The sequence below is a fragment of the Paraburkholderia flava genome (assembly GCF_004359985.1).
GTDB classification, from domain to species: Bacteria; Pseudomonadota; Gammaproteobacteria; order Burkholderiales; family Burkholderiaceae; genus Paraburkholderia; species Paraburkholderia flava.
The window spans coordinates 2,046,376-2,068,623 of sequence record NZ_SMRO01000002.1 but is presented as its reverse complement, the minus strand read 5'-3'; the positions used below and the strand labels follow the sequence as shown (position 1 = coordinate 2,068,623).

The 22,248-nt window shown below is 64.9% G+C and carries 23 protein-coding genes and 1 tRNA gene; 14 read left to right on the top strand and 10 right to left on the bottom strand.

The window, feature by feature from the left end:
- Nucleotides 1-8 precede the first annotated feature (8 nt).
- Nucleotides 9-1,130 carry a glycosyltransferase family 4 protein gene (locus tag E1748_RS20745; RefSeq protein ID WP_133649022.1) on the top strand — a complete coding sequence of 374 codons (1,122 nt, stop codon included), beginning with the start codon at nucleotides 9-11 and terminating at the stop codon, nucleotides 1,128-1,130.
- Between the two features lie 173 nt (nucleotides 1,131-1,303).
- Here E1748_RS20745 and E1748_RS20740 read toward each other — a convergent pair whose 3' ends face one another.
- Nucleotides 1,304-2,764: an oligosaccharide flippase family protein gene (locus E1748_RS20740; RefSeq protein ID WP_133649021.1), complete on the bottom strand. Its 1,461-nt coding sequence runs from the start codon at nucleotides 2,762-2,764 to the stop codon at nucleotides 1,304-1,306.
- Between the two features lie 278 nt (nucleotides 2,765-3,042).
- On the opposite strand from E1748_RS20740, the gene E1748_RS20735 reads away from it, so the two are divergent.
- The 6 genes from E1748_RS20735 (at nucleotide 3,043) to lepB (ending at nucleotide 10,413) form a co-directional block, all read left to right on the top strand.
- Entirely contained in the window at nucleotides 3,043-4,938 is a 1,896-nt protein-coding gene (locus E1748_RS20735; protein ID WP_133649020.1) for an alpha/beta hydrolase family protein, read from the top strand.
- Between the two features lie 31 nt (nucleotides 4,939-4,969).
- Nucleotides 4,970-6,565 carry a mannose-1-phosphate guanylyltransferase/mannose-6-phosphate isomerase gene (locus tag E1748_RS20730; RefSeq protein ID WP_133649019.1) on the top strand — a complete coding sequence of 532 codons (1,596 nt, stop codon included), beginning with the start codon at nucleotides 4,970-4,972 and terminating at the stop codon, nucleotides 6,563-6,565.
- Nucleotides 6,537-7,166: a flavin reductase family protein gene (locus E1748_RS20725; RefSeq protein WP_133649018.1), complete on the top strand. Its 630-nt coding sequence runs from the start codon at nucleotides 6,537-6,539 to the stop codon at nucleotides 7,164-7,166. The genes E1748_RS20730 and E1748_RS20725 overlap by 29 nt, the downstream gene beginning before the upstream one ends.
- A 340-nt stretch (nucleotides 7,167-7,506) precedes the next feature.
- A complete protein-coding gene (locus tag E1748_RS20720; RefSeq protein WP_133649017.1) occupies nucleotides 7,507-8,223 on the top strand; it encodes a FadR/GntR family transcriptional regulator in 717 nt (238 codons plus the stop codon).
- Between the two features lie 164 nt (nucleotides 8,224-8,387).
- Nucleotides 8,388-9,392: a Gfo/Idh/MocA family protein gene (locus E1748_RS20715; RefSeq protein ID WP_133649016.1), complete on the top strand. Its 1,005-nt coding sequence runs from the start codon at nucleotides 8,388-8,390 to the stop codon at nucleotides 9,390-9,392.
- Between the two features lie 313 nt (nucleotides 9,393-9,705).
- Nucleotides 9,706-10,413 (top strand): signal peptidase I, encoded by a 708-nt coding sequence (gene lepB / locus E1748_RS20710; protein ID WP_133649015.1) that lies wholly within the window; start codon nucleotides 9,706-9,708, stop codon nucleotides 10,411-10,413.
- Between the two features lie 47 nt (nucleotides 10,414-10,460).
- On the opposite strand, the gene E1748_RS20705 is transcribed toward lepB, so the two are convergent.
- The 5 genes from E1748_RS20705 to E1748_RS20685 form a co-directional block, all read right to left on the bottom strand.
- On the bottom strand, nucleotides 10,461-11,489 hold the full coding sequence (locus E1748_RS20705; protein ID WP_133649014.1) for a quinone-dependent dihydroorotate dehydrogenase: 1,029 nt from the start codon (nucleotides 11,487-11,489) through the stop codon (nucleotides 10,461-10,463).
- A 131-nt stretch (nucleotides 11,490-11,620) separates the two neighbouring features.
- Nucleotides 11,621-12,442, bottom strand: a complete 822-nt coding sequence (locus E1748_RS20700; protein WP_133649013.1) for an arginyltransferase — start codon at nucleotides 12,440-12,442, stop codon at nucleotides 11,621-11,623.
- 157 nt (nucleotides 12,443-12,599) lie between these two features.
- On the bottom strand, nucleotides 12,600-13,337 hold the full coding sequence (gene aat, locus E1748_RS20695) for a leucyl/phenylalanyl-tRNA--protein transferase (protein ID WP_133649012.1): 738 nt from the start codon (nucleotides 13,335-13,337) through the stop codon (nucleotides 12,600-12,602).
- Nucleotides 13,338-13,350: 13 nt separating this feature from the next.
- Complete coding sequence (locus E1748_RS20690) at nucleotides 13,351-13,896, bottom strand: NUDIX hydrolase (RefSeq protein WP_133649011.1); 546 nt, start codon at nucleotides 13,894-13,896, stop codon at nucleotides 13,351-13,353.
- Between the two features lie 268 nt (nucleotides 13,897-14,164).
- A tRNA-Met gene (locus E1748_RS20685) sits at nucleotides 14,165-14,241 on the bottom strand.
- 243 nt (nucleotides 14,242-14,484) lie between these two features.
- On the opposite strand from E1748_RS20685, the gene E1748_RS20680 reads away from it, so the two are divergent.
- Entirely contained in the window at nucleotides 14,485-14,982 is a 498-nt protein-coding gene (locus tag E1748_RS20680) for a heme-degrading domain-containing protein (protein WP_133649010.1), read from the top strand.
- Between the two features lie 3 nt (nucleotides 14,983-14,985).
- Nucleotides 14,986-15,327, top strand: coding sequence for a DMT family transporter (locus E1748_RS20675; RefSeq protein ID WP_205965265.1), 342 nt, complete (start codon nucleotides 14,986-14,988; stop codon nucleotides 15,325-15,327).
- Between the two features lie 90 nt (nucleotides 15,328-15,417).
- On the opposite strand, the gene E1748_RS20670 is transcribed toward E1748_RS20675, so the two are convergent.
- On the bottom strand, nucleotides 15,418-15,795 hold the full coding sequence (locus E1748_RS20670) for a hypothetical protein (protein WP_133649009.1): 378 nt from the start codon (nucleotides 15,793-15,795) through the stop codon (nucleotides 15,418-15,420).
- A 34-nt stretch (nucleotides 15,796-15,829) separates the two neighbouring features.
- Nucleotides 15,830-16,027 carry a hypothetical protein gene (locus tag E1748_RS20665; RefSeq protein WP_133649008.1) on the bottom strand — a complete coding sequence of 66 codons (198 nt, stop codon included), beginning with the start codon at nucleotides 16,025-16,027 and terminating at the stop codon, nucleotides 15,830-15,832.
- Between the two features lie 231 nt (nucleotides 16,028-16,258).
- On the opposite strand from E1748_RS20665, the gene E1748_RS20660 reads away from it, so the two are divergent.
- Nucleotides 16,259-16,534 (top strand): hypothetical protein, encoded by a 276-nt coding sequence (locus tag E1748_RS20660; RefSeq protein ID WP_133649007.1) that lies wholly within the window; start codon nucleotides 16,259-16,261, stop codon nucleotides 16,532-16,534.
- Nucleotides 16,535-16,666: 132 nt separating this feature from the next.
- A complete protein-coding gene (locus E1748_RS20655; protein WP_133649006.1) occupies nucleotides 16,667-16,954 on the top strand; it encodes a DUF1488 family protein in 288 nt (95 codons plus the stop codon).
- 66 nt (nucleotides 16,955-17,020) lie between these two features.
- Here the strand turns inward: E1748_RS20655 and E1748_RS20650 are convergent, their stop codons facing one another.
- Nucleotides 17,021-17,989, bottom strand: coding sequence for an NAD-dependent epimerase/dehydratase family protein (locus E1748_RS20650; RefSeq protein WP_133649005.1), 969 nt, complete (start codon nucleotides 17,987-17,989; stop codon nucleotides 17,021-17,023).
- Nucleotides 17,990-18,119: 130 nt separating this feature from the next.
- On the opposite strand from E1748_RS20650, the gene E1748_RS20645 reads away from it, so the two are divergent.
- Together E1748_RS20645 and E1748_RS20640 are read left to right on the top strand one after the other, a co-directional pair.
- Nucleotides 18,120-18,857, top strand: coding sequence for a TetR/AcrR family transcriptional regulator (locus E1748_RS20645; RefSeq protein WP_133649004.1), 738 nt, complete (start codon nucleotides 18,120-18,122; stop codon nucleotides 18,855-18,857).
- 46 nt (nucleotides 18,858-18,903) lie between these two features.
- Entirely contained in the window at nucleotides 18,904-20,034 is a 1,131-nt protein-coding gene (locus tag E1748_RS20640) for an enoyl-CoA hydratase/isomerase family protein (RefSeq protein ID WP_133649003.1), read from the top strand.
- 46 nt (nucleotides 20,035-20,080) lie between these two features.
- Here E1748_RS20640 and E1748_RS20635 read toward each other — a convergent pair whose 3' ends face one another.
- Complete coding sequence (locus E1748_RS20635; protein WP_133649002.1) at nucleotides 20,081-20,506, bottom strand: hypothetical protein; 426 nt, start codon at nucleotides 20,504-20,506, stop codon at nucleotides 20,081-20,083.
- A 557-nt stretch (nucleotides 20,507-21,063) separates the two neighbouring features.
- Here E1748_RS20635 and ssuD point away from each other — a divergent pair.
- Complete coding sequence (ssuD, locus tag E1748_RS20630) at nucleotides 21,064-22,221, top strand: FMNH2-dependent alkanesulfonate monooxygenase (RefSeq protein WP_133649001.1); 1,158 nt, start codon at nucleotides 21,064-21,066, stop codon at nucleotides 22,219-22,221.
- Nucleotides 22,222-22,248: the final 27 nt, after the last annotated feature.

Sequence of the window (22,248 nt, the reverse complement as noted above, 5' to 3'; positions counted from 1 at the left end):
GTGCCGCTATGAAAATCGTCCACCTCGCCAATGAAGTGCACAACGTCGGCAACGGCATCGTCAACATGATGGTCGATCTCGCGTGCACGCAGGCCCAGGCCGGCCACGACGTGACGGTCGCCACGTCGGGCGGCGAATTCGAAACGCTGCTCGAGCGGCACGGCGTGCGTCACGTGCGGCTGCTGCAATCGCGCAGCATCGCGAAGCTGCCGTCGATGATCGCGGGCTTCAACCGGCTGCTTGTGCAGTGCGACCCCGACGTCGTGCACGCGCACATGATGACCGGCGCGCTGCTCGCGCGTTTCTGCACGCTGCGCCGTCGTTATGCATTGATCACGACGGTCCACAACGAGTTTCAGCGCAGCGCATCGTTGATGCGCTACGGCGATCGCGTGGTCGCGGTGAGTCGTGCGGTCGCCGAGTCGATGGCGAAACGCGGCGTGCCGCGCGAACGGCTCACGGTGGTGCGTAATGGGACGATCGGCACGCCGCGATTTGCGGGTCTGCCGTCGGCTTCGGCTACTTCGCCGGAGCTTGCGCATCCGGCTATCGTGACGGTCGCGGGCATGTATCGACGCAAGGGCATTCAGGATCTGCTGCGCGCGTTCGCGCGGCTCACTGGACGGTTTCCCGACGCGATGCTGTATCTCGTCGGCGATGGACCCGATCGCGCGGAAATGGAAGCGCTCGCACAGGAACTGGGTGTCGCGGCGCGCACGCGATTCACCGGCTTCGTCGCGAATCCGCGCGCACATCTGGTGGAGTCCGATGTGTTCGTGCTCGCGTCGCATCGCGAGCCGGGTGGTCTCGTGCTGTGCGAAGCACGCGAGGCGGGTTGTGCGATCGTCGCGACGCATGTCGACGGGAACCCCGAGATGCTCGACGATGGCGAAGCGGGTCTGCTCGTGCCGCCCGCGAACCCCGAAGCGCTCGCCAACGCGATCGAGTTGCTGCTGACCGATCGCGCGGCGCGTGCGGCGCTCGTCGCGCGGGCGCGGCACGGGATCGGCTCGTTTCACGTGCGCTATGTGTGCGATGCGTATCTGGCGATTTATGAGCAGGCGCTGGAGACGATGCGGCCGGGGAGGTTGCGGGCGGTGGATGTGGCTGCGGATGGGGTGGGGCGGTGAGATGCAGTGTGATGGCGTTGCTGCGCTGAATGCGGTGCGAGGCGCGCGGTCGCGCCACGCATGATCTGCAATGTGTGACTCGCTCTACAGGCTGAGTCCAGGTTACCTTCGCATGACGCTTAAGCATTCGAATCCGGATCACCTTCGCATGACGCCCGCGCATTCGAATTCACTCACCCCGCCCGCAACGCCAGCCTTCCCCACACCCGTCGCAGCAAATCCCGCAGCATCGCCGACTCATACAGCGACCACGCGAGGTTCGCGACAACCAGCACCCATGCCGCAGCAATAATCGAAGGCAACCGCGTCAACTCGCTGGCAAGCGCCACCGCCACAACGAGAAACGCGATATGCGCAAGCATATTGCCCGCGATCGTCCGCAGATGCAGCTTCGCGAAATACAAAAACGCCGCGTAGTCGCACAGCGACTTGATTACGACGACGACCGCCGCGCCCATCACGCCGAACAGGTGAATCGCGAGCCATAGCGCACCCGCGAAAAACGGCAGCAGCACCCAGCTCACGCGCGCGACCTGCGCAGGATGCGACTGCGCCTGGATCAGGATACCGAGAATGCTCGACTGTCCGGCAAGCCACACGCCGACGATCAGCACGCGTCCGAACGGCGACGACATCGTCGCCATGTGCTCGCCGAGCCATAGATGCAGGAACGGCTGCAGTGCGAACATCGCGACGATCACGCACGGCGTGAATACGCCGTTCAACAGCGCAAGCGCGTTGCGTGCGAGTTCGTCGGCGTCTTCGCGCGTCGATGCGGACAGGCGCGGAAACAGCGTGCGCAGCATCGCGCCGGGCAGGATGTTCAGTCGCGTCACGAGGTTTTGCGGCGTCACGTAGTACGCGACGAAGCGCGCACCGAGCATTGCACCGATCAGCACGCGGTCGAGCGTCTGCGCGATCATTCCCGCGCCGCTGAACAGCAGTTGCCAGCGGCCGTAGCGGAACAGCGCGACGATCGTTGGCCAGTCGGGTTTGCGCACGCGGCGGATGTGCAGCGCGCGGAATGTCGCGACGCCGAGCAGCACGCCCGCGATGATCCGCGCGCACACGGCGGCCGGAATCACGACCGCGAGCGACGGCGAGAAGCACCAGATCGCGCCGAGCGGCAGCAGCTGGAATAGCAGCGTGCCGAGCGTCTGGCTCGCGTTGAAGCTCCCGAAACGCTCGACTGCGGTGATCGCGCCCGCGAACACCCACGTGACGTTTGCGAGCGGCACGGCCGCCGCGATCCACGGCAGGCTCGCGAGTACCTCGCGCTGAAACTGCGGATCGACCTTCGTGCCGTGCGTCACATACACGTACGCGGCGAAATAGATGATCGCGCCGCCGATCACGCCGCTCACGAAATTCAGCGAACACGCGCTCCAGAAAATGCGTTCAATGGAACCGTCGGTGGAGTCGCGCGCGCGGGCGATCGAGTTTTCGGTGGCGATGCTGGTGCCCAGTTCGAGCACGCTGAAATAGCCGATCAACGCCCACACGAGATTGAGCACGCCATACCGTTCGATACCCATCAAGTGCAGATACGCAGGGACAGTCACGAGCGAAATGAAGACCGGCACGACCGAGCCGGCAAAGTTGATGGCGATGTTCTTGACGATGCGTTTTTCCATGGGGGAGCGAGAAGGCGAGCGACGCACACGGCCGGGAGAAGTCCCTCTGCACATGCACGCGCGCACGCAGCAGCGAAGGACCCGGCAGCGAAGGACACGACGGACGCCGCACGATGCGTTTCGACGATATCCCATGGTGCATCGGTACGCGTTTTGAATGTGTGCGGGCCCGTACAGATACAGGCCGCGCCCGTTGATTTAATGCCGTCAATGGTGGACGCGGATGCGTGCGCCGACACTAATGATGGTTTGCGGGGGCGTGTGTGGGGGACCAGAAGATGAAATCTGTCGTCTTCGACGACTGTTTTGGATGGCTGCACCCCGTCGACGAGTGCTCTGGATGGCTGCATCCCGTCGATGGGGATCACGGGATCGTGCTGTGCAATCCGTTCGGCTATGACGCGCTGTGCACGCATCGCGGCTGGCGTCGGCTCGCCGAGCGGCTCGCGGCAACCGGCATGCCGGTGCTGCGCTTCGACTATCTGGGCACCGGCGATTCGGCCGGCTTCGAGGACGATCCGCAACGGGTCGATGCATGGCTCGACAGCATCGCGGCGGCGGTGCGCAGGCTGCGCGAATGGACGGGTGTGCGGCGCGTGTCGCTCGTCGGGCTACGGCTCGGGGCGACGCTCGCGGCGCTTGCCGCTGAACGTATCGGCGATATCGACGGGTTGGTGCTGCTCGCACCGGCGATCGTCGGACGTAATTATCTGCGCGAATTGCGCGCGCATCGGCAGAGCTGGCTCAGTACACCGGCCGGAATGAATGCCGATCCGATCAGCGAACAGGACGGCTATGTCGAAGCGTTCGGCTTCGGCCTTTACGGCGACGACATCGCACGGCTCGCCGCGATCGATCTGCGTACCGATACGTCCGCGCCGGCCGCGCGCGTGTTGCTGCTGGAAGCCAACGATCGCAGCCGCAACGGCGCGCTTGCCACGCATTACGCGGCGCATGGCGTTGCAGTGGACCGGCAGACTTTCGACGAATACGACCGCTTCATGATCGAAGCGCTTTACAGCGAGGAACCTGTCGATGCATTCGCGCGCTTGACTGAATGGCTCGCGAGCGGTGGTGCAGCGGTGGCTGCTGAACGCGCGCCGTCGCTTGAACAGACCGATGAGCCCACCGACGAGCCCATGCTCGAACTGCCCGCGCAAGGCGCGCTCGAACATCCGGTCGCGTTCGGTCCGTACTTCGGGATCTATTGCGAGCCCGCGACGCCGCGTGCCGACGCGCCCGCCGTGCTGTTCTTTAACACCGGCGCGAGTCATCACATCGGCGATGGACGCATTTTCGTGCTGTTCGCGCGACGTCTCGCGGCGCTCGGCATCACATCGCTGCGGATGGACCTGGGTGGCCTCGGCGACGCGACGCCGACCATGGATCAGGTCACGCTCGACACGATCTACTCGGAGCAGGCATGCCGTGATGCAGCCGCAGGCGCGGACTGGCTCGTCGCGCGCGGGCACGCGAGCGTCGCGACGGTCGGCGTGTGCGGCGGCGCGTTCGTCGGTCTGCATGCGAGCGCGTTGCAGCCGCGGATCGTCGGCGCGTATTGCGTGAATCTGCAGAAATTTATCTGGGACGGTGCGACACGCGAGCCGGGCGAGCATCAGTTCGCGTCGTCGAAAGTTTACTGGCATGCCGCATGGAAGCCGCGCAAGTGGCTGCGCGCGCTGCGCGGTGACAGTCATCCGCTGCGGATCGCGGCGGTGCTCGCGCGACGCGCGGCGACGAGCGCGTGGCTCGGCGTGACCGGCTGGCTCGAACAGCGTACCGGCCGGCCTCTGGTCGCTAACGAGGTACGCACGCTGGTGCGCACGATTCACGCGAAGGGCGTGCAACTGCGTCTCGTGTACGGCGCGTACGACGTCGGGCTCGACGAGGCGCGCGTGCAGTTCGGTCCGCAGCTTGGTGCATTGCGACGCTATCCGCGGATTCGCGCGGCGACGTTGCCGAAGCTCGATCACGCGCTGTTCACACGGCCCGCACGCGAAGTCGCGATGGCCGACGCGGAGCGCTGGCTGTTCGACGAAGTGATGAGCAATCAATCCGGCGTGTCGGCACGCGGGCTGCGCGATGCGTTAGCGGCGTCCGCGCTGGCGGGTGTATCGGCGGCTTCCGATGCGTCCGCGGCTGCGGTGCAGTGGTTCGATCGCGTCAGTCCTTAAGCCGTCTTTTACTCTCACGATGGAAGTCTCGATGAACCGCATTGCCGAACCTTGTTTCCCCGCGACCGACGCGCTATCCGCTGCGGCGTCGGTCGTCGTGCAGCCTGTCATTCTCGCGGGCGGCTCGGGGACGCGGCTGTGGCCGCTGTCGCGCGAGCGCAGCCCGAAGCAGTTGATCGGTCTGCTCGACGATGAGTCGCTGCTCGAAGCGACGGTCGCGCGGGTGCGCGATGCGTTTGCTGCTTCGTCGACGTTGGACACGCCGGTCGCGCCTGCGTTACGTGCACCGCTCGTGATCTGCAGCGAAGACCTGCATCTGCTGACCGCCGAACGTCTCGCACTGTGCGATGCCCGCGCGCGGCTCGTGCTCGAACCGGCGCCACGCAACACTGCGCCGGCGTTGACGGTGGCGGCGCTTGCCGCACGCGCGACAAACGCTACCGACGCCGCTGACGACCCCGTACTGATCGTAATGCCCGCCGATCACCTGATCGCCGACACTGACGCATTCCGCGCGGCGCTGATGCAGGCGGTCGCGCACGCGGCGCATGGCGCGATCGTCGCGCTCGGTGTGCCGCCGACGCATCCGGAAACCGGCTACGGCTACATCCGCACCGGCGAGCCGATGGACGCTCACGGTACCGATGGCGCGCGCCGCATCGGCCGCTTCGTCGAGAAGCCGGATGCCGAACTCGCGACGCGCTACGTCGCATCCGGCGACTACTGGTGGAACAGCGGCGTGTTCGTCGTGCGTGCATCGGTGTGGCTCGCGGCGATCGCGCAGTGCCGACCGACGATCGCGAGTGCATGCAACGCATCGTTCAGCGCGGCGCGCGCGGATCGCGACGGCACGATGCATCTGGATCGCGCGGCGTTCGCCGGATGCCCGTCCGATTCGATCGACTATGCGGTGATGGAGCGTATCGGTGGCGATGGGCTCGAAGGACTGAAGGGCGTCGTCGTGCCGCTGGTTGCGGGCTGGTCCGATGTCGGTGCTTGGGATGCGGTGTGGCAGGTGTCGGCGAAGGACGCGGCGGGCAACGTCGCGCGCGGTCCGGTGCTGTTCGAAGGTACGACCGACAGCTTCGTGCATTCGGACGGACGACTGGTTGCATGCGTGGGCGTCGCCGGTGTCGTGGTGGTCGAGACCGCGGACGCGGTGCTCGTCGCCGCGCGCGATCGCGTGCAGGACGTGAAGGCGATCGTCGGTCGGCTGAAGGCGGAGCAGCGACCCGAAGCGCAGGATCATCGCAAGGTCCGGCGGCCGTGGGGCTACTACGATTCGCTCGAGAACGGGGAGCGCTTCCAGGTGAAGCGCATCGTCGTGAAACCGGGTGGCCGGCTGTCGCTGCAGATGCACCATCATCGCGCCGAGCACTGGGTCGTCGTGCGCGGCACCGCGCGCGTCACGCGCGGCGACGAGACTTTTCTGCTCACTGAGAACCAGTCCACCTACATTCCGCTCGGCGTCACGCACCGGCTCGAAAATCCGGGCAAGACGCCGCTCGAAATCATCGAAGTGCAATCGGGCAGCTACCTCGGCGAGGACGACATCGTGCGCTTCGACGATCAGTACGGCCGCGTGAAGGAGACCGACGATGGACGCACGGGTGGCGACGGCAAGTGATGTGCAGGGCGCTGCGGGCTCGGCGGGCGTGTTCGCCGGTGGGGCGATTGCGGTTGCTGCGGTGAGCGCCGGCGCGTTGCCGGTTGCCGCTGAAAGCGCTTCCGCTTCCGCTGCCGCATCGTTCGACGAACGCCGTTTTCGTCACGCGCTCGGGCGCTTCGCTACCGGGGTCGTCGTGATCTCGGCGGGCAGCGGCGACACACTGCACGCGATGACTGCGAACGCGTTCATGTCCGGGTCGCTGAAGCCGCCGCTGATCGTCGTGTCGGTCGGTCATCGCGCCCGGATGCACGAACGGCTGATGCGCGCGACGAGCTTCGGCGTGAGCGTGCTGTCGCATGCGCAGGAGCCGCACAGCCGGCACTTCGCCGGCGAGCCGCAGACGCGCTTCGGGCAGCATCTCGCACCGCGCTTCGCGACCGTCGACGGGATGCCCGACGTCGCGCTGCTCGAACACGCGGTCGCGCGTTTCGCGGCGCGGGTGGTCGACCGGCATCCGTGCGGCGACCACACGTTGTTCGTTGGTGAGGTGCGGATGTTTTCGCTCGACGAACATGCGCCGCTGGTTTTTTTCGGTGGCCGTTACGGGTCGGTCGCGTAGCGGGTCCGGCGAGCTGACCGGATCTTTCGGGCCGGGTCGACTGGCCCAGGCCGAACCGGCCAGCGTGGCGTAGAAGCGACGCCCCGAGCGCCGCGCGATGCAATTTTTCCTGCGCAGCGAGCGTTTTACGCAAGCCTGATACTCGTTGTCCGTACAGACGTTTCAACTACGAAACAATTCCTCAGAGGGATAACCCTGTCAGGACGTATCCCAACTGGCGCAACCTTTACGGAGCAAGCAACGTAGCGAAAAGGGCCATACGACAGGCCCTGACGACGCAACGAGGGCGCGGAACGATCAACAGAATGCGGGCAGCTTCGCCGCATCGGGGGAGAGGGCTATGGAACAGGGCAACAAGGAACGGTCACTGGTCAGCAAGGTGATGGACGGTCTCGTCACGGGGATCGTCGAGGAGAAGTATGGAGCGGTGCTGCCGCCCCAGGACATCCTGTCCAAAGAGTTCGACGTGAGCCGCACGGTGATGCGCGAGGCGCTGTCGATGCTGCTCGCGCGCGATATGCTCGACGTGCGGCCGAAGATCGGCACGCGCATCCGGCCGATGCACGACTGGCGGATGATCGATGAGGACGTGGTCAACTGGCGCTTTCGCGCGAAGCCTGACCCGATGTTCCTGCGCGACGTGATCGAGTTTCGCATCCTGATCGAACCGCGCGCCTCCGCGCAGGCCGCCGCGCGCGGCAGCGCGGTGGACATCGCGGCGATCCGCGACGCGTACGACGCGCTGTGCGCGATCCGGCCCGGCGAGCCCGGCTACCAGGTCGCCGACGAACTGCTGCACACGCGCATCGTCGTCGCGAGCGGCAACCAGTTCTTCAAGCAGATGGCGGCGATTATTCGCGGCGCGCTGACGGCGGTGAACCCGATCATCAACCAGAAGGACAGCGTGTGGGAGGCCGTGAAGCGCACGCACGGACGCGTCGTCGAAGCGATCGAGCGGCGCGATCCGAAAGAGGCTGAGGCGGCTTCGCTTGCGCTGATCGATTACACCGTCGAAGAAGTCGGCAACGCGTTCGCCGTGGATCCGCCGCATCGTTGATGTGTGGTTGACGACGCGCTTTCCGGTAGCGCGTCGAGCTTCATGTCCTGAGCGCGGTGTCGGATGGCGTCGCGCGTCGGTGACTGCATCGGCGACTGCATCGGCAAGCGCATCGGCGACAATACGGGCCTGTCATTCAACAACGACCAGGACCCGAACCCTTCATGACCGATACGACCGTCATCCGCTGGGGGATCGTCGGCGCCGGACGCATTGCGCGCCGGTTTGCCGATAGCCTCGCGCACGTGCCGCACGCACGGCTCGCCTCCGTGTGGTCGCGCCGCACGGAATCGACGACCGCCTTCGCGGAAGCGACCGGCGGCGCAGCCTGCGACAGCTTCGCGGCGCTGCTCGCGAGCGGCATCGATGCCGTCTATATCGCGACGATGCAGGACAGCCACGCGGCGTACGCAATCGCGGCGCTCGAAGCGGGTTGCCACGTGCTGTGCGAGAAGCCGGCGACCGTGAATCGCGCGCAGCTCGAACGCGTCGTCGCGACCGCGCGCCGCAGGGGCCTTCTGTTCATGGAAGCGATGAAGCCGCCGTTCTATCCGCTGTATCGACAGTTACGCGAGCATCTCGCACGCGATCCGATCGGCGTGCCGGGCCTCGTGCGCGCGGGCTGCTCGGTGCCGGGCGTGCCGGCGGATCATCCGTCGCTGTCGTTCGAGCATGCGGGCGGCGCGCTGCTCGATATTGGTATCTACGAGATTTTTCTTGCAGTCGACTGGCTCGGTGCGCCGCTCGACGTGCAGACCTTGGGCCGCGTCGGGCTGACCGGCGTCGATACGTTTGCGAGTCTGAACTGCCGGCACGAACATGGCATCGCGCAACTGTTCTGCGGACTCGATCTGCATGGTCGCGGCGATGCACTGATCATGGCGCCCGGCGGCCACGTGACGATCCACGAAAACTGGTGGAACCCGGCTCGCGCGACGATCCGTTATAAGGGCGGCCGGGTCGTCGAACTCGACGCGCCGTTCGACGGCGGCGGCCTCAACTACGAGACCGCGCATTTCTGCGAACTGATCCGCGCGGGCGCGAACGAAAGCCCGGTGATGACGCATGCGCTGTCGCTGCAGATGATCGAGATGGCCGATGCGGCGCGCGCGGCTTTGGGGGTGCGGTTTGCGGCGGATGAAGAGGAACGCGGGTCTGGTGCTGCCTGAGCGCGGCGTGGGGCGTGCGGTTCATCGCCGATGACGAGTAGCGTGGGGTCTGCGCTACCTCGGCATGGCGTGCAGCGTGCTCCGAATTTGCTGCCGATGCGGCGAGCGCGGCGTGCGGTCTGCGAGGCGTACGTGCGCGGCTAGGACGCGCGAAGCGTGCGCGTCGCGTTCTCCAACGCCGCAACCGCTCCCCGGCAGTGATACGATTTGCGCGGGCAGCGGTGCGTAGCGCCAGCTGTCGCCAGGCTTTCGATCTTCAGGGCGGCCCGTTTTCCAGCTGGTGTCGTCCGTTTTCTTGCAGGAGCAGTTCCCGATGCGCATGCTGGCCCGACTGTGGCGCGAGTACCGGAGTCTCGTCGCTTTTCTCGTCCTGATGGTGTTGTTTCGCAGCGCGGTGGCCGACTGGAACGTCGTGCCGAGCGGTTCGATGCTGCCGACCATTCGCGAAGGCGACCGCATTTTCGTCGACAAGATGGCCTACGATCTGCGCGTGCCGCTGACGCACATCGCGATCGCGCATCTGCACGATCCGCATCGCGGCGACATCGTAACGATCGATTCGTCGACGGCACACGATCTGATCGTCAAGCGGCTGATCGGTTTGCCAGGAGACCGCGTCGCGCTGCGCGACAACGTGCTGTATGTGAACGGTGCGCGCGCGAGTTATCAACCGATGACGGTCGGCCCGCTCCCCGGCGACACGGACTCGCCCGGCGATTACTACGTCGAGCGTTTCGGCGGCGTCGCGCATGCGGTGCGTCTGTCCGAATACGCGCCGAGCCCGCGCCGGACGTTCGGCCCGGTGACGGTGCCGCCGGGCGAGTATCTGATGCTCGGCGACAACCGCGACGACAGCGCGGATTCACGTTACTTCGGTTTCTTTCCGCGCAAAGAGCTGATGGGCCGGACGCGCCGTGTCGCGTTCTCGCTCGATCCGGATCACTTCTACAAGCCGCGTTTCGATCGCTTCGGGGTGGCGCTCGATGCGGCGGCGGTGAATGTGCCGCTGGCGTCGCGATGATGTGATGAGGTGAGAGCCGGTTGCGTAAGTCGCACCGGCTTCTGCGTTTACGCTCTGCCCACCGCCTGCACACATTCGCGAACGAGCGTGGGTCCACGGTAAATGAAGCCCGTATAAAGCTGCACCAGCGCCGCGCCCGCGGCCAGCTTCGCGCGCGCATCGTCGCCGGAAAAAATCCCGCCCACACCGATGATCGGCACCGTGTCGCCGACTTCGCTGCGCAGCTTGCGGATCACCTCGTTCGACGCATCGAACACCGGCCGGCCCGACAGGCCGCCCGCTTCGTCGGCATGAGGAAGACCCGTAACCGCCGAGCGCGCGAGCGTCGTGTTCGTCGCGATCACCCCTTCGATCTTGTGCCGCAGCAGCGTGCCGGCGATCTCCTTGACCTGTTCGTCGTCGAGATCGGGCGCGATCTTCAGCGCGAGCGGCACGAGCTTGCCGTGCAGATCCGCGAGCCGTTGCTGCTTGTCCTTCAATGCGGCGAGCAGCGCATCGAGTTCGCCCGCGCCCTGCAGTTGTCGCAGGTTCTTCGTGTTCGGCGACGAGATGTTGATCGTCACGTAGCTCGCGAACGGGTACACGCGTTCGAGGCAGTACAGATAATCTTCGGCGGCGCGCTCGATCGGCGTGTCGGCGTTCTTGCCGATGTTCAGCCCCAGCACGCCGCGATAGCGGGCCGCCTGCACGTTCTGCACAAACTGGTCGACACCTGCGTTGTTGAAGCCCATCCGGTTGATCAGCGCATTCGCCTGCGGCAGACGGAACATCCGCGGCCGCGGATTGCCCGGCTGCGCGCGCGGCGTCACCGTGCCGACTTCGATGAAACCGAAACCGAGCGCCGCGAGCCCGTCGATGCACGCGCCGTCCTTGTCGAGACCCGCAGCGAGACCGACCGGGTTGCGGAACGTGAGGCCCATCACGGTGCGCGGCGCGTCGGGCACGCGCGGCGCCAGCGTACCGGCGAGACCGGTGCGGCCGGCGGCGCCGAGCAGCTTGAGCGTCAAGTGGTGAGCGTCTTCCGCATCCATGCGAAAGAGTTGGGCGCGTACGAGCGGGTAGAGGGAACTGAACACGGGGCGGAGCCTGGCGGCCGGAAAATGAGAACCCGCTATTTTACCGGCATCGGCAGACCGGACCGGCGCGTGGGGTGGATCGCGCGTGAATCGAGGACGGTTGGCGTGCTGGAGCGTGCAAAAAGCGCTCGCTAAAAGCGCACCGGACCGCGCCTTCCCTGCAGCACTTCATCGACGGGCGGCAGATCGGCATGCTCGGTGTCGAGCGTTTTCCACGTGCTGTCGGTGAGCCCTTCGAGCGGGTGGAAATTCGCCTTGTACGCCATCTTCGGACTCTCGCGAATCCAGTAGCCGAGATACACGTACGGCAGCTTCAGGCTGCGTGCCTGTTCGATCTGCCAGAGGATGTTGTAGGTGCCGAAGCTGGTATGCGGTGCATCGGGTTCGAAGAACGTATACACGGACGAGAGCCCGTCGCCGAGGATGTCGATCATGCTGATCATCCGCAGGATGCCGGGCAGATCGGGGTGTTCGTCGACCGGCTCGCGGAATTCGACGAGACGCGAGTTGATCCGGCTCTGCAGCAGGAACTGTTCGTACTGGTCGCGACTATCGCGATCCATGCCGCCGCCCGCATGTCGCGCGGACTGGTAGCGCATGTAGAGCGCGTAGTGCTCTTCGTCGTAGTGCAGCGGCGAGACCGTCGCGACGAGCGCGCCGTGTTTTTTCCACACGCGGCGCTGTGTGCGATTCGGCTCGAATGCATCGACCGGCACGCGCACCGGCACGCATGCGCGGCAGCCGTCGCAGTATGGCCGATAGGTGAAGACGCCGGAGCGCCGGAAGCCCGCCTTGACGAGATCGGTGTAGACGTCGGAGTTGATCAGATGGCTGGGCGTGGCGACCTGCGAGCGCGCGATACGTCCATCCAGATAACTGCAGGGATAGGGCGCCGTTGCATAGAATTGCAGCGCGGAAAGCGGTGAAAGCGGCAGCTCATTGGGGTGAGTCACGTTGGCAGCTCTCGAAGCGTCTCGGTGCGTCTAGGTATAGGGCGAATTCGTGTGCGGCCGGTGACAGACCCGCCGCTGAACCGCTACCTACTCTCATCGCGAATCCGTTGCCGTGCCTGACGACCTGCATGCCTGGGGTACTGCGCGGATCCGTCCATCACGCCGCTGACGCGACGACGTCGGACAGCACGGTCTTGTCGAAACGCCAGGGGATCGGCGCGGCATCGACAGACGCGCGAACATGTGCGACGAACGCCTTGCGCGCTATCTCGCGACCGCCCAGCGACGCCAGATGCGACGTGTTCTGCTGGCAGTCTATCATTTCTATCTCGTGACGTCGCAAGTGTGCGACGAGCGCGGAGAGCGCGATTTTCGATGCATCGGTGGCCTCCGCGAACATCGATTCGCCGAAGAACATTCGCCCGAACGACACGCCGTACAGACCACCGATCCGCTTGCCGTCACGCCACGTTTCGATGCTGTGCGCGTCGCCGCGACGATGCAGCGACGAATACGCATCGATCACGTCGGAGGTGATCCACGTGCCGCGCTGGTCGCGTCGCGGGGTCTGCGCGCATGCGCGCATCACCGACGCGAAATCGTGATCGACGCGGATCTCCCACGCGTCGTCGCGCAGCACGCGGCGCAGCGTTTTTCTGAGTGACGGCGAGATTTTGAATTCGTTGGGCCGCAGCACCATCCGCGGATCGGGGCTCCACCACAGCACCGGCTGGCCGTCCGAATACCACGGGAAGATGCCACGCCGGTATGCGTCGATGAGCCGCGACGGCAGCAGATCCGCGCTCGCGGCGAGCAGACCGGGCGCGCCGCTCGTCGCACCGAGCGCGCGTTCGACGGACGGAAAGGGATCGTCGGGGCCGAGCCAGGGGACCATGCGCGCTTGCCGTTCAGCCTTCGCGCAGTGAGCGGAAGATGTCGCCGGTGTGCAGACCGAACGTGCCGGCAGCACGGTCCGCGAAGAAGAAACGCAGCGTCTGGCCGACGGTCGGGAACGCGATGTCGTCCCACGGAATGTCGGCTTCGTCGAAGAGCCGCACTTCGAGACTTTCTTCGCCGGCTTCGACGTCGAGGTCGAGCAGCCGCGCAAGATAGAACAGATGCACCTGATGCACGTGCGGCACGTTGAGCAGCGAGAACAGGCTCTGCACTTCGACGCGCGCGCCGGCTTCTTCCAGCGTTTCGCGTGCGCTTCCTTCCGACGTCGTCTCGCCCATTTCCATGAAGCCGGCGGGGAGCGTCCAGTAGCCGTAACGCGGTTCGATCGCGCGACGGCACAGCAGCACCTTGTCTTCCCATACCGGAACGGTGCCGACCACATTGCGCGGATTCTGATAATGCACGGTGCCGCATTGCGCGCACACGAAGCGCTCGCGGTTGTCGCCGGGCGGAATGCTCAGACTGACCGCGTGACCGCAGACGGAACAGAATTTCATAGGAAGACGACTCGGATGGGTGAGGGCGAGTGTATCACCGGCCGATGGTCGACGATAAGCGGGCGGGGCTTTTGCTGGGGGAGGTCGGGCGGTGCGCGTGCGGCGGTTTTTTGCGCGGTCGCGTTGAGGATAACTATGGGTCGTTTGCGAAATTTCTGTTTTTGTTTTGTTCGCGTGTGTGATGGTGTGCGAATGAAGAGCGCACAAACAAAAAAGGCCTGCCGGTATGGCAAGCCTTGATTGCGTTCGACGTCTGCTAAAAGCGCTTTGGTTGCGGGGGTAGGATTTGAACCTACGACCTTCGGGTTATGAGCCCGACGAGCTGCCAGACTGCTCCACCCCGCGTCCGTCGAAGAAAAGATTATAGGGTAAATCGTAAGTCGACGCAACACTTTCGACGTTCGGACGAATCATGAGCGTTTGCGCGAGCACACGATTGCATGCGACTGGCAAGCGGACACGCATCGGATAAAGGGCTATAGCAGGGCACGAACAGAGCGTGCGCTAGAATCGCTGTGCTTCGTCTTTACGTGCGATTGAAGGCCACATCGTTCGATCGTCTCGCTCGCTCTCTGTCTTCCGGTGCCTATGGATATCGTTCACGACCTGCAGGCGATCGCCGCGCAGGAAAAAGCCCTTGAGTTCCCTCGTTTCGATGCCGATCGTGCATGGCACGTGGGTGTGCAGCTGCGCGAAATGGCGATGGCACGCGATCTCTCGCTCGTCATCGACATCCGCACGTTCGGTCAGCCGCTGTTCTTCTGTGCGCTCGACGGCACGACGCCCGATAACGTCGACTGGGCACGTCGCAAGGGCAATACCGTTGCGCAGTTTCGCCGCAGTTCGTATGCGGTCGGCTTGCGGCTGCAGCAGGCGGGCACGACGCTCGCGGACAAACACAGTCTCGCGCCCGCCGATTACGCGGCGCACGGCGGCGCGTTTCCGCTGATCGTGAGCCATGTCGGCGTGATCGGTTCGGTGACCGTATCGGGCCTGCCGCAACGAGGCGATCACGAGCTGGTGGTGGAAGCGCTGTGCGCGCATCTGGGTCTCGACTACAGCAAGCTCGCGCTTGCAAAGGTCTGATCGATGCTGCGTTTGCCGCCCTATGCATTGCTCGCGATCGCCATCGTCGCCGAAGTGATCGCGACTTCCGCGCTGCGCGCGTCGGAGGGATTCACGAGACTCGTGCCCGCGGTCGTCGTGTTGATCGGCTATGGCATTTCGTTCTACTGCCTCTCGCTGACGCTGCGCAGTCTGCCGGTCGGGATCGTGTACGCGATCTGGTCGGGTGTCGGCATCGTGCTGATCACGCTGGTCGCGATCGTGCTGTACAAGCAGGTGCCGGATCTGCCAGCGATCATCGGGCTCGCGTTGATCGTCGCGGGCGTTATCGTGCTGAACCTGTTTTCGAAAATGCAGGCGCATTGATGGTGTGCGTGCGTCGCTTCGTTGTAGCGGGACGTGTCGGTCGATGCGTGCCGCGCGGCGAACCTCGCGGCACGTGCGCTACTCGCGCCGCTATTTACACCGCACCACCATCGACCGGTTCTTCACGTTAGCCGACACGACGTTCGTGACGCCGCCGCCCGCGGCGCCGCCTTCGTCGCCGTCCTTCGACACGATGTCGTAGCCGCCGGCGCCGCATGCCTTACCGGCCTGCACGTAGCACGATGCCCAGCTCGATCCTGCGTCCGCGCCGCTGCAGTTCACCGCGAAGCCGGTTTCGCCGTTCGGCAGATTGATCAACGACGTCGTGTTCGACGACGCGCAGCCTGCGAGCGCGACGGCCGAAACGGCGACGAGCGCAGCGACACGTAGCGTGGCGGCAGATAAAGAGCCAGATAAAGCGACAGACAACGGAGCAGACCGACGCAAGCGCCGCGTAAGGTACTTCATGGCGTGTCCTCTCGAGGTGCGATGCCGGCGAGCGTCAATCGACGCTGGTTTCGATGCGGATCCCCGCACGGCCGACGATGCGGCGACTCTCGTCGCCGGTTTCGGTTGCAGCGTCTTCCCAGATGCTGATGGCTTTCGGAATATCGATGCCGTGATTTCCGGCGTAGGCGAACCATTGGTTCGCCGCTTGCGGTTCGGGAACGGCGAGGTCTTTGACGAAGTATTTTCCCATATCCCCAATCTCGGGTAACTCATACGGATGCCGGGCCGTTGCGATGCGGCCGGGCGCTTCATGGGTTCGACCGCGATCGCGCGCACAAGTGCGATGCGGCGTGCCGATCGCGGAGGGCCGCTTGCAGACGCGCAGAACTTATTGCGCTTCGACGCGCCTTATAGAAACGGCGTCGCACAGCGGGCATCGGAATGATCGAGTCTGCGTGTGACTGCGCATTCGGAGGACGATATGGCAGAGCGTGTCAGCGGTCCGTACCGCGGTTATTACATCAGCGTGTCGGCGCGGCTTGTGCCGGCGCGGAGCGCGGCGAGCCAGCCGGCGATCGGCGAGGGCATTTATGTGGGCGCGGTCAGCGTGTCGCAGCGTGGTCCCGACGATCCGCACCGGATCGAAACCCTGCTGGAACTCGGCGATGAACGCCGCTTCGCGACCGAGGACGATGCACTGCTGCATGCGGAACAGGCCGCGCGCGATTACATCGACCGGTTGCTTGCGGTCGCGTGACGTGCCCCGATTATTGCCCGTTCCGATACTGGACCTCGCTCGACGACGGCGAGTACGATGAACCCGACCGCAACGGTTTCGCAGTGCCACACCGTCGCCGGTTCTTTCACACGATTTCCCGATGAGGCGATCATGGAAATTCGTTTCCCCTCAGATGCACCCGCCTGGCGCAGCTCCAATCTGACCGTCGTGTTTCCGGCGCTCGTCGACGGCGAGCGTGTGCCATGCGCGATCTCGGTCGAAGCGCTTGAAGACCACTTCGGCGTCGCGTCGAAAGATCGCGAGGGATGGATTCACGCGTTCGATGCATGGCGTCCTCGCATCGAGGCCGTCGCACGCGATCATCTGCAAATCAGCCATGGCACGCCCGTTCTGTTGAAGAGCGGGCACTTTCCACCGGGCAGCGTGGCGCGCGAATAAGTGCGGTAATTGCAGCCGGGCTTCTCGCCGTGAAGGCCGCATGTTGCGAGCCTGCCAGGCACGCACTCATGCCGCTGCCGCATGCTGCCGCTGCGCCGCTTCGAACGACAACCGGATGCCTTCGTCGTAAGGTGTCTTCGCGATCGGTCCGATCAGCACGCGGAGTGCGGAATCGTCGAGCATCACTGGATCGGTAAGCAGGTAGTGCATCTCGACCAGTTCTCGCATGATCGGATCGAACAACCCCAGCATCCGCAGCATCGATTTGCCCGCGACCATCAGTTTCGGTTTGCGGCCGGCAAGCGCATACGCGCGCGTCGCGACCTCACGTTGCGTGATCGGGCCGGCGCCCGCGAGATGCAGCACGCGGCCGAACGCTTCGGGCGTGCGCGTCAGCTTCTCGACAACCGGACCGACGTCCGGCATGAACACGAATTCGTGCGGTACGTCGATCGGCCCGACCATTTGTGCGCGCGTCCCGCGTGCTGCGCCGTCGAACGCACCGTGCAGCAGGCTGCGCTCGACACCCGGGCCGTAGAAATCCGGCAACCGCAGCACCAGCGTCTCCAGATCGCCGCGACGATGCGCGTCGAGCACGAGGTTTTCCTGTGCAAGCCGCATTTTCCCCTTGAACGTGTGCGGTTCGCGCGGGTGATTCTCGGCGACCGGGTTGCTTTGCGCGCGACCGTACGGATAGACCGTGCCGATCAGGATCAGCCGTTGCACGCCCGCCGCGACGAGGCCCGCGAGCGTTTTTTCCATCAACGGCGGATGCGACGCGAACTGGTTATACGGCACGCCGACCAGATACACCGCAGTGTGCAAACCCGCCGCCGCCGCGACGATCGATTCGTGGTCGTCCGGATTCCAGGTCGCGATCTCCGCATGCGGATCGCGGCCATACGCAGCCTCGAGCGGTGCGCGCGAGCGGCCGATCACCCGATAGTCGCGACCCGCCGCGCCGAGCGCCGCCGCGATGCTGTGCCCAGCCGCGCCCGCGGCGCCGAACAGACCCGTTTTGCCGATGGTTTCCATGTGATTCTCCTGATCGAAAAGCAGGGACGCAGAGCGTCCGATTGATTGTCTGAAAATTTATGAACAGTGTTCAGTAAACGGTGTTCAGTTTAATTTGACTTTTCAGTTTGTCAACCGGAAAATGCAGGCCATGGGAATCACTGAACGAAAAAGCCGCGAGAAGCAGGCACTGCGCGAACGCATCCTCGATGCGGCGCGCCGCATCGTGATGCGTGACGGTTTCTCCGCGCTGTCGATGCGCAAGATCGCCGACGCGATCGAATACTCGCCCGCGACGCTCTATCTGCACTTCGAGAGCCGCGACGAAATCGCGCGTGCGTTATGTGCCGAGGGTTACGCGCAGTTACAGGAAAAGGTCGCGCCGCTCGCCGACGTTGCCGATCCGGCCGGGCGTCTGAAGGCCATCGGCCGCGCCTACGTTGCGTTCGGCGTCGCGCATCCGGAAACCTACCGGCTGATCTTCATGGAAGATCCGTCGTACACCGACGCCGCGTTCGTACGTACCGTGGCCGAAGAAGCGAGCGGCGACGCCGCGATGCAGTTGATGGTCGATTCAGTCGGGCAGATGAAAGCGGCGGGGGGCCTGCCGGCATCCACGGATGCAGCGGTATGGGTCGAGGCGTTCTGGGCGACGTTGCACGGGATCGTCGCGTTGCGGCTGACTTGCCCGCTGTTTCTGCGTACGCAACTCGATACGGTGGTCGATACCGCGCTCGACGCGTGGCTCGGTGCCACGTCGCAGGCTGCCGTGCCCACGGAGCCCGAGGCGGCAGCAGAACCCACCACGAACGACACCACCCCCGCAAAAACCACCAAACGCGTAGCGACGAAGCGGGCCTCCGCGAAGCCGAAAGCCGCGCCGGCGTGATACCGTTCAGCTTCCGCCGGTCGCCGGTCACCCGTTCTTTCCCGCCATGTCCTCCGTTGCCACCGACCTCGCCAGCGACGAAGTCCTCGCCACCGTCGCGAACCGCATCGGCTTCATCGAACTGAATCGCCCGAAGGCGCTGAACGCGCTGTCGACCGGCATGATCCGCGCGATTCACGACGCGCTCGAACGCTGGCGCGAAGATCCCGACGTGCTCGCCGTCATCGTGCGCAGCCCGCACGAGCGCGCGTTCTGCGCGGGCGGCGACGTCCGCTTTCTGTACGACGCGGCCCGACGCGGCGACCGCGATGCGCTCGATACGTTTTTCACCGACGAATACCGGCTCAACCACGCGATCTTCACCTATCCGAAGCCGTATATCGCATTGATGAACGGCGTCGTGATGGGTGGCGGCATGGGCATTTCGCAGGGCGCGCATCGCACGGGCGGTCTGCGGGTGGTGACGGCGTCGACGAAGATGGCGATGCCCGAGACGCGCATCGGACTCTTTCCCGATGTCGGTGTCGGCTGGTTCCTCGCACGCACGCCGGGTGCGCTCGGCCGCTATCTCGCGGTGACGGGCGCGACGATCGGTGCCGCCGACGCGCTGTACGCGGGTCTCGCCGATGTCTTCATCGACGAGGCGGCGCTGCCCGCGCTGCTCGAGTCGCTGCAGCGCGAGCCGTTCGAGCGCGGCACGGACGTCGTGACACGCATCGTCGAGGAGTCCGTGCGGCACAAGGTCGTGCCAACGCCGGACACATCATCGCTCGCGGATGCGCGCGCGCTGATCGACCGGCATTTTGCGAAGTCGACGATGACCGAGATCGTCGCGTCGCTCGACGCGGAGAGCGACTGCGAAGGCGCGGAGTGGGCCGAGCAGACGGTCGGCATGCTGCGCGACCGGTCGCCGCTGTCGATGGCGGTGTCGCTCGAACTCGTCGCACGGTCGGAAGGGTCGATGGCGGATTGTCTGCGCCGCGACCTCGATCTCACGCGCTCGACGTTCGAGCGCGGCGACGTGATGGAAGGAATCCGGGCACGCATCATCGATAAGGACAACCGTCCGGCGTGGCGCTTCGCACGTATCGAGGATGTGCCGGCCGAGGAAGCAGCGGGGATGTTCGAGAGCCCGTGGTCAGTGACGGAACATCCGTTGAGAGATCTGCAGGGCTAAAAGACTGAAGGGCAGCAGAGCATGGCGACGCCGAAGCGTCGCGTGTTCAGTCTTCGGTATCGTCGGTCATGAACGCGCGCATGAACACCAGCGCGCCCCAGCCCCACACCGCATTCGCCGCGAACCCGACCGCAAGACGCGGCAGCATGTTGCCGGTCGGCCAGATCCCGCGCAGCGGATCGACCACGAACACGCTCGCCGCCGTCAACACGACGCCGCCGAACACGAACGCCTGAACCCACGGCGCCGCGCGTTCGGGCGACACGCGCAACAGCCACGCCATCAATACCGCCCATACCGCGCTCCAGATCGCATTCACGATGAACTCGGGCATGCCGAGCGGCAGGAACGGCGCGGTTGAAAATCCGCTCGCGTCGATCAGGGCGGCGGCGTGCAGCAACGCGAGCGTCGCTTCGCGAAAGAACAGCGAAGCAAGAAAACCGGACACGAACGGCAAGATCAACTTTTGCATGCAGTGCATCGCCTGAGGTACGGACGCGGCGCAATGCCGCCCACACCGGATTATCGGAAAGCGTGCGCCATTATATAGACGGGTTGCACGGACACCCGCGCGATGCGCATCGCACGGACCGTATGCTCGAGCGTCGGGCTAATCACGAAAGTGGAAAACCTAAGCTCAAAAAAATCGTTCAAAAGCCCAGGCCCCGTCCATAGACTGTTTCCCCATGTAGACGGCATTGCCGTCGTCCGTTCGCTGGGTGCACATGGTGCGCATCGCAGTGTGCATATTTTGTCGAGGGAAGCTGTCGCGATGTCCTGCCAGATTCAGCGTGTGTCTGTCCTCACCGTGCCGGGCGCGCTGTCGTGCCGCACGTGCGCTGTCGTTCTGCTGACGCGCTGTCGGTCCTGAGCGCGTCGTCCCGATCCGTCGTTCGATGTGCGACACGTTGTCGTGTCGCGCGGTGTCGCCGTGCGCGATCGTGACGCAGCAAGACCACGCACGCCCCCTATGACGAACGGCTCGTCGACCTACCCGATCCATCAGTCTCGAACAGGCAGGAGCAGCAAATGAATGTGTTCTGGTTCATTCCGACTCACGGCGACAGCCGTTATCTCGGGACCACCGAAGGCGCGCGCGCAGCAGGTTTCGACTACTTCCAGCAGATCGCCGTCGCCGCCGATACGCTCGGCTACGAGGGCGTTTTGCTGCCGACCGGCCGTTCGTGCGAGGACGCGTGGGTCGTCGCGTCGAGCCTGATTCCGGTCACGAAGCGGCTGAAGTTTCTCGTTGCGATCCGGCCGGGTATCGCATCGCCGGGACTGTCGGCGCGGATGGCGTCGACGTTCGACCGGTTGTCGAACGGCCGGCTGCTGATCAACGTCGTGACGGGCGGCGACCAGGCGGAACTCGAAGGCGATGGCCTCTTCGCCGATCACGATACGCGCTACAAGATCACCGACGACTTCCTGCACATCTGGCGTCAGCTGCTTGCCGCGTCGCATACGAATGAAGGGATCGACTTCGACGGCGAGCAGTTGCAGTCGAAGGGCGGCAAGGTGCTGTATCCGCCGGTGCAGCATCCGCATCCACCGCTGTGGTTCGGCGGCTCGTCGCCGGCTGCGCACGACATGGCCGGTCAGCATATCGATACCTATCTGACGTGGGGCGAGCCGCCCGAAGCGGTCGCGAAAAAGATCTCGGACATCCGCGCCCGCGCGAAGGCGCACGGCCGCGAGATCAAGTTCGGCATCCGCATGCACGTGATCGTACGCGAAACCGAAGACGAAGCATGGACTGCCGCCGATCGCCTGATCAGCCGGCTCGACGACGACACGGTCGCGCGTGCACAGGCATCGTTCGCGAAGATGGATTCCGAAGGGCAGCGACGCATGGCCGCGCTGCACGGCGGCAAGCGCGGCGGACGCGAACAGCTCGAGATCTATCCGAACCTGTGGGCAGGCGTCGGCCTCGTGCGCGGTGGCGCGGGGACCGCGCTCGTCGGCAATCCGCAGCAGGTTGCTGAGCGGATGAAGGAGTACGCGGACCTCGGCATCGATACGTTCATCCTGTCCGGCTATCCGCATCTCGAAGAGTCTTACCGCTTCGCCGAACTCGTGTTTCCGCTGCTGCCGAACCGGCAGCGCGCACGTGCGACCGGTCCGCTGTCGGGGCCGTTCGGCGAGATCGTCGGCAACAACTATCTGCCGAAGGCGAGTCAGAGCTAAGCATCGGTATTGGCGAACAGGAGCAGC

Coding starts and splice junctions, on each gene's coding strand:
- E1748_RS20745 (WP_133649022.1), top strand. CDS start 9: ATGAAAATCGTCCACCTCGCCAATGAAGTGCACAACGTCGGCAACGGC.
- E1748_RS20740 (WP_133649021.1), bottom strand. CDS start 2,764: ATGGAAAAACGCATCGTCAAGAACATCGCCATCAACTTTGCCGGCTCG.
- E1748_RS20735 (WP_133649020.1), top strand. CDS start 3,043: ATGAAATCTGTCGTCTTCGACGACTGTTTTGGATGGCTGCACCCCGTC.
- E1748_RS20730 (WP_133649019.1), top strand. CDS start 4,970: ATGAACCGCATTGCCGAACCTTGTTTCCCCGCGACCGACGCGCTATCC.
- E1748_RS20725 (WP_133649018.1), top strand. CDS start 6,537: ATGGACGCACGGGTGGCGACGGCAAGTGATGTGCAGGGCGCTGCGGGC.
- E1748_RS20720 (WP_133649017.1), top strand. CDS start 7,507: ATGGAACAGGGCAACAAGGAACGGTCACTGGTCAGCAAGGTGATGGAC.
- E1748_RS20715 (WP_133649016.1), top strand. CDS start 8,388: ATGACCGATACGACCGTCATCCGCTGGGGGATCGTCGGCGCCGGACGC.
- lepB (WP_133649015.1), top strand. CDS start 9,706: ATGCGCATGCTGGCCCGACTGTGGCGCGAGTACCGGAGTCTCGTCGCT.
- aat (WP_133649012.1), bottom strand. CDS start 13,337: ATGGTCCCCTGGCTCGGCCCCGACGATCCCTTTCCGTCCGTCGAACGC.
- E1748_RS20690 (WP_133649011.1), bottom strand. CDS start 13,896: ATGAAATTCTGTTCCGTCTGCGGTCACGCGGTCAGTCTGAGCATTCCG.
- E1748_RS20680 (WP_133649010.1), top strand. CDS start 14,485: ATGGATATCGTTCACGACCTGCAGGCGATCGCCGCGCAGGAAAAAGCC.
- E1748_RS20675 (WP_205965265.1), top strand. CDS start 14,986: ATGCTGCGTTTGCCGCCCTATGCATTGCTCGCGATCGCCATCGTCGCC.
- E1748_RS20670 (WP_133649009.1), bottom strand. CDS start 15,795: ATGAAGTACCTTACGCGGCGCTTGCGTCGGTCTGCTCCGTTGTCTGTC.
- E1748_RS20665 (WP_133649008.1), bottom strand. CDS start 16,027: ATGGGAAAATACTTCGTCAAAGACCTCGCCGTTCCCGAACCGCAAGCG.
- E1748_RS20660 (WP_133649007.1), top strand. CDS start 16,259: ATGGCAGAGCGTGTCAGCGGTCCGTACCGCGGTTATTACATCAGCGTG.
- E1748_RS20655 (WP_133649006.1), top strand. CDS start 16,667: ATGGAAATTCGTTTCCCCTCAGATGCACCCGCCTGGCGCAGCTCCAAT.
- E1748_RS20650 (WP_133649005.1), bottom strand. CDS start 17,989: ATGGAAACCATCGGCAAAACGGGTCTGTTCGGCGCCGCGGGCGCGGCT.
- E1748_RS20645 (WP_133649004.1), top strand. CDS start 18,120: ATGGGAATCACTGAACGAAAAAGCCGCGAGAAGCAGGCACTGCGCGAA.
- E1748_RS20640 (WP_133649003.1), top strand. CDS start 18,904: ATGTCCTCCGTTGCCACCGACCTCGCCAGCGACGAAGTCCTCGCCACC.
- E1748_RS20635 (WP_133649002.1), bottom strand. CDS start 20,506: ATGCAAAAGTTGATCTTGCCGTTCGTGTCCGGTTTTCTTGCTTCGCTG.
- ssuD (WP_133649001.1), top strand. CDS start 21,064: ATGAATGTGTTCTGGTTCATTCCGACTCACGGCGACAGCCGTTATCTC.